General features: G+C 72.1%; 15 protein-coding genes. 12 read left to right on the top strand and 3 right to left on the bottom strand.

The features are described 5' to 3' along the window. The first annotated feature begins 27 nt into the window (after nt 1-27). Entirely contained in the window at nt 28-1,104 is a 1,077-nt protein-coding gene (locus tag HCA58_RS15960; protein ID WP_169598629.1) for a hypothetical protein, read from the top strand. A gap of 13 nt (nt 1,105-1,117) precedes the next feature. Beyond that, entirely contained in the window at nt 1,118-2,023 is a 906-nt protein-coding gene (locus tag HCA58_RS15955; RefSeq protein ID WP_169598628.1) for a GlcNAc-transferase family protein, read from the top strand. Nucleotides 2,024-2,028: 5 nt separating this feature from the next. Here HCA58_RS15955 and HCA58_RS15950 read toward each other — a convergent pair whose 3' ends face one another. From HCA58_RS15950 to HCA58_RS15940, 3 genes are all read right to left on the bottom strand, one after another. Further along, a complete protein-coding gene (locus tag HCA58_RS15950) occupies nt 2,029-3,576 on the bottom strand; it encodes a protein kinase (protein ID WP_346776004.1) in 1,548 nt (515 codons plus the stop codon). A 619-nt stretch (nt 3,577-4,195) separates the two neighbouring features. Continuing rightward, entirely contained in the window at nt 4,196-4,966 is a 771-nt protein-coding gene (locus HCA58_RS15945; protein ID WP_169598626.1) for a zf-HC2 domain-containing protein, read from the bottom strand. Further along, nucleotides 4,963-5,475 carry a sigma-70 family RNA polymerase sigma factor gene (locus HCA58_RS15940; protein ID WP_240956290.1) on the bottom strand — a complete coding sequence of 171 codons (513 nt, stop codon included), beginning with the start codon at nt 5,473-5,475 and terminating at the stop codon, nt 4,963-4,965. The genes HCA58_RS15945 and HCA58_RS15940 overlap by 4 nt, the downstream gene beginning before the upstream one ends. Nucleotides 5,476-5,727: 252 nt before the next feature. Between HCA58_RS15940 and HCA58_RS15935 the strand changes: the two genes are divergently transcribed. The 10 genes from HCA58_RS15935 (at nt 5,728) to HCA58_RS15890 (ending at nt 16,536) form a co-directional block, all read left to right on the top strand. After that, nucleotides 5,728-7,176, top strand: coding sequence for an FAD-dependent oxidoreductase (locus tag HCA58_RS15935; protein ID WP_169598624.1), 1,449 nt, complete (start codon nt 5,728-5,730; stop codon nt 7,174-7,176). Next, nucleotides 7,173-7,895 carry a TVP38/TMEM64 family protein gene (locus HCA58_RS15930; RefSeq protein ID WP_169598623.1) on the top strand — a complete coding sequence of 241 codons (723 nt, stop codon included), beginning with the start codon at nt 7,173-7,175 and terminating at the stop codon, nt 7,893-7,895. The genes HCA58_RS15935 and HCA58_RS15930 overlap by 4 nt, the downstream gene beginning before the upstream one ends. Further along, complete coding sequence (locus tag HCA58_RS15925) at nt 7,892-8,515, top strand: CDP-alcohol phosphatidyltransferase family protein (RefSeq protein WP_169598622.1); 624 nt, start codon at nt 7,892-7,894, stop codon at nt 8,513-8,515. Before HCA58_RS15930 ends, HCA58_RS15925 begins: the two co-directional genes overlap by 4 nt. A 20-nt stretch (nt 8,516-8,535) precedes the next feature. Then, entirely contained in the window at nt 8,536-9,744 is a 1,209-nt protein-coding gene (locus HCA58_RS15920) for an ABC transporter substrate-binding protein (RefSeq protein ID WP_205808793.1), read from the top strand. Next, nucleotides 9,741-10,598 (top strand): ABC transporter permease subunit, encoded by an 858-nt coding sequence (locus tag HCA58_RS15915; RefSeq protein WP_169598620.1) that lies wholly within the window; start codon nt 9,741-9,743, stop codon nt 10,596-10,598. Before HCA58_RS15920 ends, HCA58_RS15915 begins: the two co-directional genes overlap by 4 nt. After that, a complete protein-coding gene (locus tag HCA58_RS15910) occupies nt 10,595-11,428 on the top strand; it encodes an ABC transporter permease subunit (protein ID WP_346776003.1) in 834 nt (277 codons plus the stop codon). Before HCA58_RS15915 ends, HCA58_RS15910 begins: the two co-directional genes overlap by 4 nt. After that, nucleotides 11,425-12,462, top strand: a complete 1,038-nt coding sequence (locus HCA58_RS15905; RefSeq protein WP_169598619.1) for an ABC transporter ATP-binding protein — start codon at nt 11,425-11,427, stop codon at nt 12,460-12,462. The genes HCA58_RS15910 and HCA58_RS15905 overlap by 4 nt, the downstream gene beginning before the upstream one ends. 60 nt (nt 12,463-12,522) lie before the next feature. After that, nucleotides 12,523-14,550, top strand: coding sequence for a copper-translocating P-type ATPase (locus tag HCA58_RS15900; protein WP_169598618.1), 2,028 nt, complete (start codon nt 12,523-12,525; stop codon nt 14,548-14,550). Between the two features lie 178 nt (nt 14,551-14,728). Beyond that, nucleotides 14,729-15,319 carry a copper chaperone PCu(A)C gene (locus HCA58_RS15895; RefSeq protein WP_169598617.1) on the top strand — a complete coding sequence of 197 codons (591 nt, stop codon included), beginning with the start codon at nt 14,729-14,731 and terminating at the stop codon, nt 15,317-15,319. Between the two features lie 17 nt (nt 15,320-15,336). After that, nucleotides 15,337-16,536, top strand: a complete 1,200-nt coding sequence (locus tag HCA58_RS15890) for a Dyp-type peroxidase (protein ID WP_169598616.1) — start codon at nt 15,337-15,339, stop codon at nt 16,534-16,536. Nucleotides 16,537-16,543: the final 7 nt, after the last annotated feature.

The raw sequence follows: 16,543 nt of genomic DNA, 5'->3' as shown, positions 1-16,543 counted from the left end.
TGTCGCCAATCGTGGTCGGATGGCGCCATGCCTGAGTTCCACCGGACCGCGCACGGGCCGCAGTTCCACCGCCTGCTGCTACGGGTGGCAGGTCACGCTCCGGACACCGTCCTCGCCGCCGCGCGGTACGCGCTGGCGCAGGGCCGCATCAGCGATGTGGCCGCCACCGTCGCCTCGATCACCGTGACCGCGGGGCTCGCCCTCACCGACGAGGAGTTCGCACTGGTAGCTGCCGCCGATCCGGACGCCGTCGAGGCACTTTCCGGCAGCCGGCCCGGCCAGTGGCCACTACCCCCGGTGGAGTTCCAGCCCGCGTTGGCGGAACCGGCGGTGTTCGCCCCCGAAGCCCCACCACCGGTGCTGGACCTGACCGACGCGCCGGTGGCGTTCGTCGACGCGGTCACCGACGGGGTCGACCGGGCTGCGGTCGCCGCGGTGGAGCGGATGCCCGGCGCGACGGCGCTGTGGCGGGCCTGGCGGTTCGCGGTCCCCGCCGACCCGGACGCCCCGGCGACGCGGGTCTTCGTCCTGTCCACGACGGCCGCGGCGGCCGACCTGCCAGCAGTCACCGCGAAGCTGCAGACGCTGCTCGGCACCACAGGAACAACCATCGAGGTGTACGCACACGGCGATGCGCTGCCGGCGTACCAGATGCAGGCCCGAGGCGCCGCCGCGCTGCTGTGGACCGCCGCCGAACCGCATCCGATCACCGTGGCCAGAGTCTTCGACGGCGTGGACGCCGTCACCGGCCCCTGGTTCGACGACGACCATCCGCGGCTGCTCGGCCCCGATCAGGATCAGGTGTTGGCGTTCCTGGACGCCGGCCGGCCGGTGCTGACGACCACCCAGCGGATGGAGGACATCGTGGACCGGGACCGGGGTGCAGTGGTCCCGATGTCCTTCCGGACCGACGGCAGCTGGGTGTGGACCGACACCGTCTCCTACTATCTGCGCGAGCACGGGCTCGCGCCGGACCGAGGGCTGCTGCACCAGGCTCGCGGCACCGGAGCACCGCCAGCGGCCGTCGCCTACGAGATCGCCGAACACCGGGTGCTGGCGGCGCTGTTCCGTCCGGCCGCGGCGAGCCCGGCCACGCCGAGCTGACCCGGATCCGGAGATGAAAATTCTCGTATCCGTGGCTTCCTACCGGGACGCCGAGCTGGTTCCGACGGTCCGAGACTGCCTGGCCAAGGCCGCCCGTCCCGACCAGGTGCGGATCGTGGTGTGCTGGCAGCACCGGGGGGACGAGAACGTCTCCGCGATCGCCGCCGATCCCCGGGTGGAACTACTCGACGTGGACGCACGGGCCAGCCGGGGCGCGTGTTGGGCGCGAGCCCAGGTGATGGGCGTCTACGCCGGCGAGGACTGGTTCCTCCAGGTGGACAGCCACACCCGGTTCGCACCGGGTTGGGATGCCCGGTTGCTGACGATCGCGGCCGACACCGGCGCTGGCAAACCGGTCATCACCGGCTATCCGCCCCGGTACGAGCCGGTGGACGACCGCCGCGGCGACGGTCTCCCGGCCGAGACGATCGTCCGGGGCTGGACCGGAGACGGCTTGCCGGTGCTAGGCCAGCGTCCGATGGCGGACCGGTCACGTCCGGCGGTACCCGCCCGGTTCGTGGCGGGTGGCTTCCTCTTCGCCCCGGGCAGCCTCGTCCGCGAGGTGCCGTACGACCCGCGCATCTACTTCCTCGGCGAGGAACTGACCATGTCGGCCCGCGCCTTCACCTGGGGCTACGACCTGTTCCACCCGACCGAGACCCTGGCCTGGCACCACTACCTGCGGGAGGGCAGCCCCCGGCACTGGACCGACCACACCGGCACCACGGGCACACCAAGCTGGTGGAGCCTCGACCGGGCGAGCCGCCGCCGGGTGGGCCTCCTGCTACGCCGTCCGAACTTCGGCCGGTACGGTCTCGGACGGGTACGACCGCTCGCCGAGTACCTGGCCCACGCCGGCTGCGATCTGACCCGGCGAACCTGGTCGGACTGGCGGCAACCGGCGGTGGTCGGCGCCTGAGGCGGTCAGCGCACCTCGATCTCGTACAGCGAGTAGCCGTAGTCGCTGGAGCGTCGGGTGCCGTACATGCGGACGTACCTGCCGGGCAGTTCGGCGACGGGGATCCGTACCACGCCGCCGGTTCCCGCCGAGGTCGAGTAGACCGGTGTCCACGAGGCGCCGTCCACCGAGATCTCCACCCGGTACACGACGGCGTACGCCGTCTCCCAGTGCAGCACCACCTCGCTGATCCGCCATCGCCCGCCGAGGTCCACGGTCAGCCACTGCGGGTCGGTGAATTCGCTGCTCCACCTGCTCTGCAGGTCACCGTCCACGGCCCTGCCGGCACTCCAGTGCGACCCTTCGGCGCCGGCCGCAGTGGCGGTTCCGGTCAGGGCGAGGTTGCGTCCGGTCGGGTTGGCCGAGGCCGGGATTTCCACCGATGGGGGGCCGATGGTGGGTGGGGCGGGCGACGCGATCACCCGGCCCGGGGTGGTGGACGGGGTCACCGGAGGGCTCGATCGTTGCGGCGACGACGGCGACGGGACGGCGGCCGACCGGGTACCAGCGGCTACCGGCGCAGGTACGGTACCGGGGCTGGACGGTGACGGGGGGTCCGGCTGCTGTCCGGCTCCGACCGACAGGACACCGACGGTCGCTCCGACCAGGATGAGCAGCCCAGCGACCACGACCGGAAACCGCCACCTGCGGCGCCGATGTGCGGTCACCGGGGCCGCGTCGTGCCGCTCACCGAGCAGCATGGCGAGCAGGTCCGGGGCGCTCGGCCGGTGCGCCGGGTCCTTCGCCAGGGCGAGGCGTACCGGTTCACGCAACGACTCGGGCAGCCCGTCGAGATGCGGCGGTTGGGTGAGGATGCGTCCTGCGGTCGCCGATGGTGAGTCACCCCCGAAGGGCGTCCGCCCTGTTCCCGCGAAGGTGATGACGCAGCCCCAGGCGAACACGTCGGCAGCCGCGGTGACCGGCTCGACCCCGGTGCCGGAGAGCCGCTCCGGTGCCATGTAGGCGACGGTGCCCACCATGGCATCGATGCGGGTGTGGCTGCTGGTAACGTCGAACGACTTGGCGATCCCGAAGTCGATCACCTTGGGGCTGCCCGGGGGGAGCAGTACGTTGTCCGGCTTCACGTCCCGGTGGATGATGCCCGCCCGGTGGATGCCGGTCAGGGCGGTGGCGACCCCTACCGCGAGGGAGTGCAGCGCACCGCCGCGCAGCGGGCCGCGTTCGGTGACGACTTCCTCCAGGCTCGGCCCGTCGACGTACTCCACGACCAGGTACGGCGGATCGTGGTCGAGGTCGGCGGCGATGAACTCCGCTGTGCAGAACGGCGGAACCTGCCGGGACCGCTCCACCTCGCCGCGGAACCGGTCCCGGAACTCGGGGTCGGCGATGAGGTCAGCGTGGATCAGCTTGACCGCCACGTAGCTGCCGTCCGCGTCCTCGGCTAGGTAGACCACGCCCATCCCGCCGGCACCGATCCGGCCGACCAACTGGTACTCCCCGAGGAAGGCAGGGTCGGCCGCCCGCAGCGGGCTCACCCGGTACGCGGTGTCCACTTTGGCGTGCTCCCCCCTCGCTGCGATCCCGCATCTATACCAGGCACGGAAGGCAACGGTGTTTCCTCTCGGCCCGCACAACATCGCCTGGCCCCACCCCGAGCTGGTCTACCGCCATCTGATGGAGTTCCTCGCCACCTGAACGGCGGAGACCGACCGGCCGGCTCGGTGGCAACCGCCGGCCGATCGGTGTCGGGCCGGTGGCGGGGGCCGGCCCCCCGGCCGGAGAAGGACTTCCCCTGCACGGTCGTGTGGTTGCCTCCGCCGGTCCGGGTGGGGAAACGCGCTGCTTCGGGTCCTCGCCGCGCTGCCCTACGCGCGGCCGGTCCGGCTCAGGTCACGGGTCGGTGAACCAGGGCGGATCCGCGCCGTGGTACCCGCAGCACCCCACGGCGAACGGTACGACCGTGCAGCTGTGGGACTGCAACGGGCGTGGGCATCGGACGGTAGTCCGACCGCGGACGGCCCCTGCTGCAAAGAAGGGGGTCGCCACGTGGGCGTTCCCGCCCGGTGGCAACGGGATCCGGGAGGTCGGTACGGCCTACCGGGCGGCGGACCGTTCGTTGTCCCGCCGGACGCCCTGGTCCCGTCGGGCTGTTCCCGGCCGGGACCGGGGAGTTCAGATCAGGTCGAGGGTGGTGGCGGCCCGCCGGACGAGGTCCTCGTCTTCACCGAGCACGAGGGAGGTGTGCGGGTGGCGGGAGCAGAGGACGACGACGCCGTCGAGACGCATCATCCCGGCGCCGTCGGCTCCGATCGGGTTCTCGGTTTCCGAGGGCATCGGGAACGGTTCATCGCTGACGTAGATGATCAGGCGCCGTCCGGTGTCGTCCCGGTAGGCGTACCCGGTGGCCGGTTGCCCGGCCAGGTTGCCGGCGCTGGCACCGGCCTCGGACAGGCGCAGCGCGGACAGGTCCGGACCGGGGCGGGTCGGGATGGCCGTGCCGGGCAGCCGGTCGTCGTGGTAACCGGCGACGGCGACGGCGATCTGCGGCATCGGTGTGGGGGCGGCATGCCCGCCGACGATCACCGCGCCGAGGACGGCGACCAGGACCAGCGCGGCGGCGGCCAGCACCCACACCTGCCGGCCGCGACCGGCACCGTGCAGGCGGAACCGACGCAGCCGGCTCCGGATCTGTCCCCGGCCAGCGGCTTCGGTCCCGGAGTTGAGGCGGTGTCCGGCGACGACTGCCGCCAACCGGTCGGCCAGGTGCGGGGGGGCCGGCTGGCGGGCCAGCTGGGCCAGGGCGCGGCCGCGGCGTCCGGCGTCGACCTCGTCCCAGCAGGCGTCGCAGGTGAGCAGGTGTGTCTCGAACGCCTCACGTGGCCCGTCGGGCATCTCCCCGGCCAGGTACGCGCCGACGGTGGCGTCGTCGTGGTCGTGTCTCACTCCGACGTGACCCCCTGTCGTTGCAGCAGTTCCGCGAGTTTCTTGTGCCCGCGGTGGACCCGGGCCAGAATCGTGCCGCGCGGTGTGTCCGTCATCGCGGCGACCTCGGCGGCGGTGAATCCGCACAGGTCCATCAGGGTGATCGCTTCCCGCTGCGGTGGGGGCAGCTGCCACAACGCGCGGTGCACCTGATCACGGACGAGGCCCTGCATCGCTTCGCCGGCGGTGTCGCTGCGCGACGTCAGCGTCATCCCGGCATCGGGGTCCAGCACCTCCACCGGCCGGACCGACTCGTGCCGCCAGCCGGCGCGAGCGGTGTTCAGGCAGATCGTCGCGAGCCAGGCCCGTACGTCGTCCGGTGGCCGTCGTCGCCACCCCCGCAGGGCCCGCAGGTACGTCTCCTGCACCAGGTCCTCGGCCTGCGTCCGGGATCGGGCCAGCCGTCGGGCGAGGTTGTACACCAGGTCCAGGTGTTCGTCCATGGCCTGTAGGAACTCGTCGTCGCTCATCTGCCCACCCATCTGACCGGGTGGGACTCGCCCGGTGCCGCGCTGATTGCACAAGTGTCTCCCGCCGCCCGGATTCCGTCGGGTGTGCAATCAAGCACGCCGTCGGCGCGTCCTGTGCAGGTGGGGGCGTCCACCGGCGTGCCGTCCGGCACGACCTGCCGGGCCGGAAGGAGGATCGTCCCGCGATGCCGTGCCGGCGGCCCGGGCGGGCATCCTTGGCAGGCCGGCACCGACGACGAGGAAGGCACCCGAGTGCAGGAGTGGGATCTGGCCGTCATCGGCGGCGGCGCGGCGGGGATCGTCGCGGCCAAGACCGCCGGCCGGTTCGGCGCGCGGGTCGGGCTGGTCGAGGCCACCCGGACCGGAGGGGACTGCCTGTGGACCGGGTGTGTTCCGAGCAAGTCGCTCATCGCCGCGGCGCACGCGGCACACACCGTACGCACCGCAGCCCGGTTCGGGGTGCACACCGCGCCACCACGGGTCGACGATGCCGCCGTGCTGGCGTACGTCAAGGCGGCCGTCGCGCGCATCGAGCCGGTCGACTCGCCGGCCGCGATCAGCGCCGCGGGTGCGACCGTGCTGACCGGCCGGGCGGAGTTCACCGGCCCGTCGACCTTGCGGGTGACCGGTGGCAGCGGCGAGCAGGAGGTGCGGTTCCGGTGGGCGGTGATCGCGACCGGATCCGCCCCGGCCGTGCCGGACGTACCCGGTCTGGTCGACGCCGATCCGCTCACCACGGAGACGCTGTGGGAGCTGGCGGAGCTGCCCCGGCGGGTGGCTGTGCTCGGTGGCGGCCCGATCGGCTGCGAGCTGGGTCAGGCGTTGGCCCGGCTCGGTGTCGAGGTGACCGTCGTGGAGTTGGCGGACCGGCTGATGGGTAGGGAGGAACCGGAGGTGGCGGCGTTGATCACCGAGCGCCTGCGCGCCGAGGGTGTCACCGTGCTGACCGGGACGGGTGCCGAGCGCGTCGACGGCGACGCGCTCCACCTGTCCGACGGGCGAACGATCGTCGTCGACCGGATCCTGGTCGCCGTCGGGCGCCGACCCCGCACCCGGGACCTGGGTTTGACCGCCGCGGGGGTGCGCTGCGACGACCGGGGCAACGTCGTGGTCGACGGGCGGCTGCGGACCAGCAACCGGCGGATCTTCGCTGCCGGCGATGTCACCGGCACTCTTCGGTTCACCCATGTGGCCGGGGTACAGGGCAGCTACGCGGCGACGAACGCGCTGCTCGGGCTGCGCCGCCGGGTCGACTACGCCGCTGTGCCGTGGGTGACGTTCACCGATCCTGAGGTGGCTCATGTCGGTGCGACCCTCGCCGAGGCCCGCCGCCGGCACGGCGACCGGGTCCACGCTCGGCAGGTGGCGCACGAGCACGTGGACCGTGCGGTCACCGACGGCCGCACCGACGGCTTCACCCACCTGGTGACCGGGCCGGGTGGCCGGCTGCTCGGTGCCACGGTGGTTTCGCCCCGCGCCGGGGAGTCGATCGCCGAGTTGGCTGCCGCGATCCGCCGGGGCGATCAGGTACGCGACGTGGCCGGCACCGTGCACGCCTACCCGACGTACGCCGACGGGCCGTGGAACGCCACCCTGGCCCAGGTTCGTGCGGACCTCGCCGGGCCGCTGCTCTCGCGTGCCCTCACCGGCCTACGCCGGTTCCGCCGCGCCCTGCACCCGGTGCGGGGTGAGCGTCGATGACCGTTGACGGGACGCGTCCGCGGGTGGCGTCGCGGTTGGCCCGGATCGTCGGTTCGCCCTGGCCGAGGCTGATGTTCCTGGTGGTTCTGTTGGCCAGCGCGGCGGTGCTGCTGGCCACGCAGGGCACCCCGGACGTGCAGACCCTACGTGATCGGGTCGCCGCGACCGGGGCGTGGGCACCGCTGCTCTTCGTCGCCGGGTACGCCCTGGGCACCGTGCTGCTGGTGCCCGGGGTGCTGCTGACCACCGCCGCCGGGGCGCTGTTCGGGGTGGTCGGCGGATCGGTGGTGGTGCTTGTCGGCGCGACCCTGGGAGCGGTGGCGTCGTTCCTGCTCGGCCGGGTGCTGGGTCGCCCGGCGGTCGAACGTCTCGTAGGTGGCCGCCTGCAACGCCTCGACGGGTTCCTGGCACGACGTGGACTGTTCGCCGTGATCGGGTTGCGCCTCGTACCGGTGGTGCCGTTCGCGTTGCTCAACTACGGCTCCGGGGTGACCGCGGTGCGGCTGCGCGACTACACCGTCGGGTCGGCGATCGGCATGACCCCCGGCGTCGTCGCCTACACGGCGCTCGGCGGCTCGTTCACCGATCCCACGTCGCCGCAGTTCCTCGTCGCGGTGGCTGGTCTGGCCATGCTGACTGTCGCCGGCGCGGTGGCCGCGCGGCTGTCCCGCCGCCGGGAGGGGCTCACGGAGCCGGTCGGTGAGGGGACCGGCCGGTGATCGACGCCCGACTACGGCCGGTACTGAGCGGGACACTGGGCCGGATCGCCGCTGTCGTCGACCGGTCGTGGTTGTCGCCCGGTCGACTCACGGCCGCCGGTCTGACGTTGGGTCTGGCCGCCAGCGCCGCCGCGGCGGTCGGGTGGTGGTGGCCGGCGCTTGTGGCGTGGCTGGTGTCCCGGCTCGCCGACGGCCTCGACGGGCCGCTGGCCCGCCGACGTGGCACCGCCACCGCCTTGGGTGGGTTCCTCGACATCGTCGCGGACTTCACCGTGTACGGGGCGTTCGTCGCCGGGGTCGCCGTCGGTGCCGACGGATCCGCCACACCGTTCCTGGTGCTGCTGGTCACCTACTACGTCAACGGGGCCGCTCTGCTGGCGTACTCGTCGATCGCCGAACGGCTGGGCCGCGAACGCGGCGACGAGCGGTCCCTGCACTTTCTCGGCGGGTGGGCCGAAGGCGCCGAAACCATCGCCGTGCACAGCCTGTTCTGTCTGCTGCCCGGCTTCGCCGGGCCGATCGCCTGGGTCTGGGCCGCCGTCGTGGCGGTCACCGCCGGGCAACGCGTCGCGCACGCCGTCCGTACCCTCTCCGATTCCGCCTGGAGGCGCACCCGATGAACCAACGACCCTGGCGTGCGCTGGCGGCACTCACCGCCACCGCACTGCTTCTCACCGCCTGCGGCGGTGGGTCTGACGCCGACCCCGAGCCCGACGACTTCGCGCAGGTGCAGCGGGAGGCCCGTGGGCAGACGGTGAACCTGTTCATGTACGGCGGCGACGACGGCGCCAACCGCTACATCGACGAGGTCGTCGCTCCGGCCGCCCGCGACCGGCTAGACGTCCGAATCAACCGGGTACCGATCACCGACACCGCCCTGGCGGTCAACAAGGTGCTCGGCGAGCAGCAGGCTGGCCGCACCTCCGGCGGGTCGGTGGACCTGGTCTGGATCAACGGGGAGAACTTCCGCACCGGTAAGCAGGCCGGGCTGTGGCAGTGCGGGCTGGTCGAGTTGCTGCCGAACATGCGCTACGTCGACTGGTCGGACCCGGCGGTCGCCAACGACTTCGGCACCCCGGTCGAGGGTTGCGAAGTGCCGTGGAGCCGCGCCCAGTTCGCGTTCGTCTACGACTCCGCCCGGATCGGTGACCCACCTACCAGCCTGACCGGTCTGCTGGACTGGGCCCGTGTCAACCCGGGCCGGTTCACCTATCCCGCGCCACCGGACTTCACCGGTTCGGTGTTCGTCAGGCACGCCCTCTACGCGCAGGCCGGCGGACGCGACCAGGTTCCGGACGGCTTCGATCAGGCTGCCTACGACAGGTTCGTCCCACCGCTCTGGCAGACCCTACGCGACCTGCGACCCGCCCTGTGGCGGGCCGGCGAAACCTACCCGGCGAACGAGAAGGAACTCAACGACCTGTACGCCAACCGGCAGGTCGACATCACCATGACCTACGGCCCGGCGCAGGTCACGAGTCTCGTAGAACGGGGTCAGTTCCCGGCGACGACGCGTACGCTGCTGCTCGACGAGGGCACCATCGGCAACACCAACTATCTTGCCGTACCCGCCAATGCCGCCAACCGCTCCGCCGCCCTCGCCCTGGCTGATCTGATGCTGTCACCCGAGCTGCAGTACGAGAAGGCCCGGCCGGGCGGGTGGGGTCAGTACCCGGCCGTGGACCTGGACAAGCTCGACGCAGAGTGGCGGGACCGATTCGCCACCCTGCCGGCCTCGCCGCAGGTCCCGCCGTACGACCAGTTGTCCCGTAACAGTCAGCCCGAGTTGCGCGCGGACTGGCTGCCGCCGCTTGAGGAGGGCTGGCGCAGCGAGGTGCTGCGACAGTGAACACCCGGCGTACCGGGCTGCTGCTGATCCTGCCGGCGTTGGCTGCTGTCGTGCTGCTCTTCGGTGGCGGCCTTGGGTACGGGCTCGCGCAGAGCCTCGGTCTGGCCGGGTTCACCGACACCGGTCCTGGTCTGGTCGCGTACCGGCGGGTGACCGAGGGACCGGCGTTCACCGAGGGGCTGCTGCTGAGTCTGTGGATCTCCCTTGTCTCGACCGTGCTGGCCGTCGTCATCGGCGTCGCCGCAGCGCTGGCCCTGCGCCGCACCTCCGGTGGGCGGCGCACGGCGACGTTCCTAGCCCAGCTCGGGCTGCCTGTGCCGCATCTGATCGGTGCCGTGGCGGTCGGGCTGCTGCTCGCCGACTCGGGCTTGCTGGCCCGCGCCGCCCACGCTGCCGGAGTCACACTGCCTGCTCTGGTCGCCGACCCGTACGCCGTCGCGGTGATCGTCGAGTACGTGTGGAAGGAGGCACCGTTCGTGCTGATCGTCGTCCTCGCCGCGCTCGGTGGGCCGGTCGGCGAGCACGAACGGGTCGCCGCCACACTCGGCGCTCGCCCCCGGCAGGTGCTGCGGCACGTCACGTTGCCGCTGCTCGCCCCGTCGATCCTGGCCGTGGCGGTGTTGATCTTCTCGTTCGCCCTGGGCGCGTACGAGGTGCCTGCCCTGCTCGGCCGGGCCTACCCGCAACCGTTGCCGGTGTTGGCGTACCAGCGGTTCACCGCCGCCGAACTGTCCGGTCGGGCCGAGGGAATCGCCGTCGCTCTGCTCATCGCGGTGATCGCCGTCGGTGCGGCGGTCGCCTATACCTGGGCCAGCCGGCGGGCCGCCGGCCGGGTCACCGGTGCGCTGCGGTGACGGCGCCGGTACCCCGCCGGCCGTTGGGCACGGTGCTCACCCGTCCAGCGGTGGTGCTCCTCGCCGGCCTGTGGGTGGCGGGGCCGCTGCTGCCACTTGCCGTGCAGGCCTTCACCGACCAGTGGTTCTATCCTGATCTGTTGCCGGCCCGCTGGTCCCTGTCTGGCTGGCGGCAGGCTCTCGGCCCGCAGTCGGGCCTCGCCGAGGCCGTCGCCACCTCCATCGGCATCGGCGTCGCCGTCGCCGCCTGCGCCACCGTTCTCGGGACAGCCGCCGGGCGCGCCCTGGCCTGGCACCGGCTGCCTGGCCGGCGGCTGATGGAACTGGTACTGCTCACCCCGGTGCTGGTGCCACCGTTCGCCGTCGCGATGGGCGCGCAGATCGTCTACCTGCGCGCCGGTCTGGCCGATTCGGTCACCGGCGTGGTCCTGGCCCAGCTACCTGCCGCGGCGGCCTATACCACTCTGCTCATGTCCGGGGTCTGGGCCGGCGTCGATCCCGCCCTGGAGCGGCAGGGCCGCACCCTGGGCGCCGGACCGTGGCGGGCCTTCCGGGAGATCAGCCTGCCCCGTCTGCACGGCGGCCTGGTCGTCGCCGCGATGTTCGCTTTTCTCGTTTCCTGGAGCGACTACCTGATGACTCTGCTGATCGGCGGCGGCGTCGTGACCACCGTGCCGCTGCTGCTGTTCGCCACCGCCGCCGGCAGCGGGAATCAGGCTGCCACCGCCGCCATCGCGCTGGTTGCCGTCGTCCCACCCCTGCTGCTCACCGCGCTGGCCGCCCGCCAGCTCGCCGGCGGCGACACCGCCCTGCTCGGAGTCGGCCGATGACCTCCGGCGTCAGCATCGAAACCCTCGACCACACCTATCCCGGTGCCACCGCACCGACCCTGCGGCAGGTGACACTGGACGTCCCGGCCGGCACCCGCACCGCCGTCCTCGGCCCGTCCGGCAGCGGCAAGTCCACTCTCCTGTCGATCGTCGCTGGGCTCACCGCGCCCACCGGAGGCGATGTCCGGCTCGCCGGGCGCAGTGTTCTACGGCTCCCGCCACACCGCCGCGACCTTGGCGTCGTCTTCCAACGGCCGCTGCTCTTCCCGCACCTGACCGTCGCGGAGAACATCGCTTTCGGTATGCGTATGCGCGGAACCGACCGGGTCGTCGTCCGTCACCGGGTCGCCGAACTGCTCGACGCCGTCGCCCTGCCCGGCTTTACCGACCGGCGAAGCACCGAGCTTTCCGGCGGCCAGCAGCAGCGGGTCGCCCTCGCCCGCGCGCTGGCGGCCCGACCTGCCGTGCTGCTGCTCGACGAACCGTTCAGCGCGCTGGACCCGCAACTGCGTGGCGACATGCGGACCCTGCTCACCGACCTGCATCGGAGGGAGGGCACCACCACACTGTTCGTCACCCACGACCGTGACGAGGCCACCGACGTCGCCGACCACGTCGCGGTGCTTGTCGACGGCGACCTCGCCCAGCACGCCCCACCCGCCCAACTGTTCCGACGACCTGCCAGCCTCGCGGTCGCCCGTTTCCTGGGCGGCGCCGCGAACGCCATCGCCGGCACCGCTCACCCTGGTCGATTCGACTGTGCGCTGGGCAGTCTTCGGCTCGACACCCCCCACCGGGGGCCGGGACTGCTGCTCGTTCGACCGCGGGCCATCGTCGTTGCCGACCAGGACGGTCCCAACGTTGTCCCCGCGACCGTCACCGCCGTCACCGACCGGGGCACGCACCTCGACGTCCAGGCCGCGAGTGCCGACGTCATCCTGCACCTCACCACCGGGCCGGCGACGCCCCTGCGACCCGGCGACGAGGTTTCGCTGTGGCTGCCGCCGACCCAGCTGAGCGTCGTCGGCAGGTAGTCGCGTCACCACACCCACACATACCCCCTGGGGGTATGGTGGTCCGTTGGAGGTGATGGCATGTCCCACCACGACCCGCACCACCACAACGGACACGACAAACACGCCGGGCACGATCCGGTGGAGTTCCGTCGCAGGTTCTGGCTCAGCCTGGCGCTGACCGTGCCGATCGTGGCCACCAGTCACATGGTGATGGACTGGCTCGGTTACGAGCTGGACTTCCCCGGGATCGACCTGGTCGGGCCGGTGCTCGGCACGGTGGTCTTCGGCTACGGCGGCTGGCCCTTCCTACAGGGCGCGGTGCGCGAGATCCGAGACCGGGCACCCGGGATGATGCTGCTGATCGCGATGGCGATCACCGTGGCCTACGGGGCGTCGCTGGCCACCTCGTTCGGCGCCTTCGACCTGGACTTCTGGTGGGAACTCGCGGCTCTGGTGACGATCATGCTGCTCGGTCACTGGCAGGAGATGAAGGCGATCGGCCAGGCCCAGGGGGCCCTGTCCGCCCTCGCCGCGCTGCTGCCCGACGATGCCGAACGACTCGCCCCGGACGGAACACCGCACCGGGTCGCGGTGACCGACCTGAGCGTCGGTGACGTGGTGCTGGTCCGCCCCGGTGCGCGGGTCCCGGCGGACGGGACCGTCATCGACGGTCGTGCCGAGCTGGACGAGTCGATGATCACAGGCGAGTCGCGGCCGGTGTCGCGCGCCACCGGCGACCGGGTCGTGGCCGGCACGGTGGCCACCGACGCGGCGCTGCGGGTACGGATCGAGGCGGTCGGCGCCGACACCGCCCTGGCCGGCATCCAACGGTTGGTCGGCGAGGCCCAGCAGTCCAGCGGACGGGCGCAGGCGCTGGCCGACCGGTTCGCCGCCTGGCTGTTCTACGTCGCCACCGCCACCGCCGTGCTGACCCTGGCGGTCTGGTCACTGTCGGGCAGCCTGGACGAGGCGGTCGTCCGGACGGTGACGGTGCTGGTCATCGCCTGCCCGCACGCACTCGGGCTCGCCATCCCCCTGGTCATCGCCCTGTCCACTGCGGTGGCCGCCCAGGGCGGCATCCTGGTCAAGGACCGGCTGGCCCTGGAGCGGATGCGCACCGTCGACACGGTGCTGTTCGACAAGACCGGCACGTTGACCCGGGGCCAGCACGCCCTGACCGGTGTCGCCGCCACCACCGGCACGACCGAACGGGACGTACTCGCCATCGCGGCGGCGGTGGAGGCCGACAGCGAGCATCCCCTGGCCAGGGCGATCGTGTCGGCCGCCGACCAGAGCGGCAGGCGGACGGCGTCCGAATTCCGACCGATGACCGGCCGTGGGGTACGCGCCGACGTCGACGGGGTGACCTACGCCGTCGGCGGTCCGGCGCTACTGCGGGAACTCGACGTCACCGTCCCGGACGATCTCGACGGACACCGCCAGGTCTGGTCGCGTCGCGGGGCGGCGGTGCTCTACCTGCTGCGGCTAGGTGACGACGCCGTCGTCCTCGGGGCCCTCGCGTTGGCCGATGAGGTCCGGCCGGAGGCCCGGCAGGCCGTTGCCGAGCTGCGGGCGCAGGGAATCCGCAAGATCGTGATGATCACCGGGGACGCCCGTCCGGTCGCCGAAGCGGTCGCTGCCGAACTCGGGTTCCGCTCCGGCGAGGACGAGGTCTTCGCCGAGGTGCTACCGGCGGAGAAGGACGACACCGTGACTGGGCTGCAGCAGCGCGGACTTCGAGTGGCCATGGTGGGCGACGGGGTGAACGACGCGCCCGCCCTGGCCCGCGCGAACGTCGGCATCGCGATAGGCGCCGGCACCGACGTGGCCATCGAGTCCGCCGGGGTGGTACTCGCCTCGTCCGACCCGCGTGGCGTGAGTGCCGTGATCCGGTTGTCCCGGGCCGCGTACCGGAAGATGCTGCAGAACCTGGCCTGGGCCGCCGGCTACAACGTGGTCGCGCTACCGCTTGCCGCCGGGGTCCTGGCCTGGGCCGGCGTGGCGCTGAGTCCGGCGGTAGCCGCCGTACTGATGTCGGCCTCCACCATCGTGGTCGCGCTCAATGCGCAGCTGCTGCGCCGCGTCGAGCTGCGCCCACCGGATTGAACAGAGTGCCCGCTCCCCTTTCCGGCCGAGACTCTCGGAACATGATCGAAAAGTGACCGGAGGCACCATCGGGGATCCCGCAACCCCGGGAACAGCAGTCGGTGGCCGGCAGAGGTCGGGAACTTCCGAGCGGCCCCGGCCGACCAACCTCATGACACCGATCTTCGAAAGGAAGCCCATGCCTAGCCTCCTGCCTCGCCGGTTCCTGCGCCCGGCGGTCCTGTTCACTGCGGCCGCACTGAGCGTGTCCCTGGCCGCCTGCGCGTCGTCCGAGGACGCGTCGACCGCGCCGACGCCGCCCGCCTCCGCGTCGGCCGCACCCGCCGCCGAGGCCGGGGTGCTGGGCGTACGTGATCCATGGGTGAAGGCCGCCGACGAGGGGATGACCGCGGCCTTCGCGACGCTTGTCAACGACAGCGACACCGACGTCACGATCACCGGCGCCGCCACCGAGCTGTCACCGATGGAGTTGCACGAGATGGCGATGGTGGACGGGAAAATGGTCATGCGGGCCAGGCAGGGCGGCGTGGTGATCGAAGCTGGCAGCGAGCACAAGCTGGAACCGGGCGGCGACCACCTGATGCTGATGGATCTCGCCAAGCCGGTACAGGCCGGTGACGAGCTGACCTTCACCCTCAGCTTCGCCGACGGGCGTACTCAGACGTTCAGCGCGGTGGCCAAGCCGTTCACCGGGGCTCAGGAGAGCTACGCTCCCGGGCACGGCGAGCCGATGCCGGACATGTCGACGAGCCACAGCCCGGCACCGTGAGGCCCGCGAGCCGGCCGGTGAGCCGACGCGGTCTGCTCACCGGCGGCGCGCTGGCCGCCGGTGGCACGGTGGTCGGCGCGGCCACGGTCGCCGGTACCCGCACAGACCCGTCGGCCCACCCGGCGGCGCAGCCGGTGGATACGGGCGTCGGCGAGCTGATCGAGCCGTTCCACGGGGTACGGCAGGCCGGAATCGTCGAAGAGCCACAGGCTCACGGCGCGTTCGTCGCCCTCACCCTGCGCCCGGGCAGTGACCGGGCCTCCCTCGGGCGGCTGCTGCGGCTGCTGTCCGACGACGCCGCCCGTCTCACACAGGGCCGACCCGCGCTCGCCGACACCGAACCCGAGTTGGGATTGCTGCCGGCCCGACTCACCGTCACCTTCGGCTTCGGTCCCGGCCTCTACGCTGCCGCCGGTCTCGACGACCGCCGCCCACCCTCCGTGGCCGACCTGCCTCCGTTCCGCATCGACCGGCTGGAACCCCGCTGGTCCGGTGGGGATCTGCTGGTGCAGATCTGTGCCGACGATCCGATCACCGTCGCCCACGCCCAGCGGGTCCTGGTCAAGGACAGTCGCCCCTTCGCCACCGTACGCTGGGTCCAGCAGGGTTTCCGGCGGGCCGCTGGCGCCGAACCGGGCCGCACCCAACGTAACCTCTTTGGCCAGCTCGACGGCACCGCCAACCCGAAACCCGGCGCACCTTTGGAGACCGCGGTCTGGGTCACCGAAGGGCCGGACTGGCTGCGGGACAGCACCACCCTCGTGGTGCGGCGGATCAGTATGAACATGGAGACCTGGGACCTGCTCGGTCGCACCGACCGGGAACTGTCCGTCGGTCGGCGGCTGGACAGCGGTGCCCCGTTGACCGGTACGCTCGAACACGACGAGCCCGACTTCGCCGCTGTCGGCCCCGACGGGCTGACGGTCATACCGGACTTCTCCCACCTCACCCGCGCACATGTCACCGACGACCGGCTCCGGATCCTGCGCCGTCCGTACAACTACGACGGCGTCCCCGCCGCCGACGGCACCGCGGACAGTGGGTTGATCTTCGCGGCGTACCAGGCCGACATCGCCGCCCAGTTCCTGCCCATCCAGCGGCGGCTCGCCGAACAGGACCTGCTCAACGAGTGGACCACCCCGATCGGCTCCGCCGTCTTCGCCGTCCCACCCGGCTGCCCGGAGGGTGGCTGGGTCGGTCAGCAACTGCTCGAATGACGAGGAG

The organism is Micromonospora sp. HNM0581, from assembly GCF_012726175.1.
Lineage (GTDB): Bacteria > Actinomycetota > Actinomycetes > Mycobacteriales > Micromonosporaceae > Micromonospora.
This window is presented reverse-complemented; position numbering and strand designations above follow the sequence as displayed.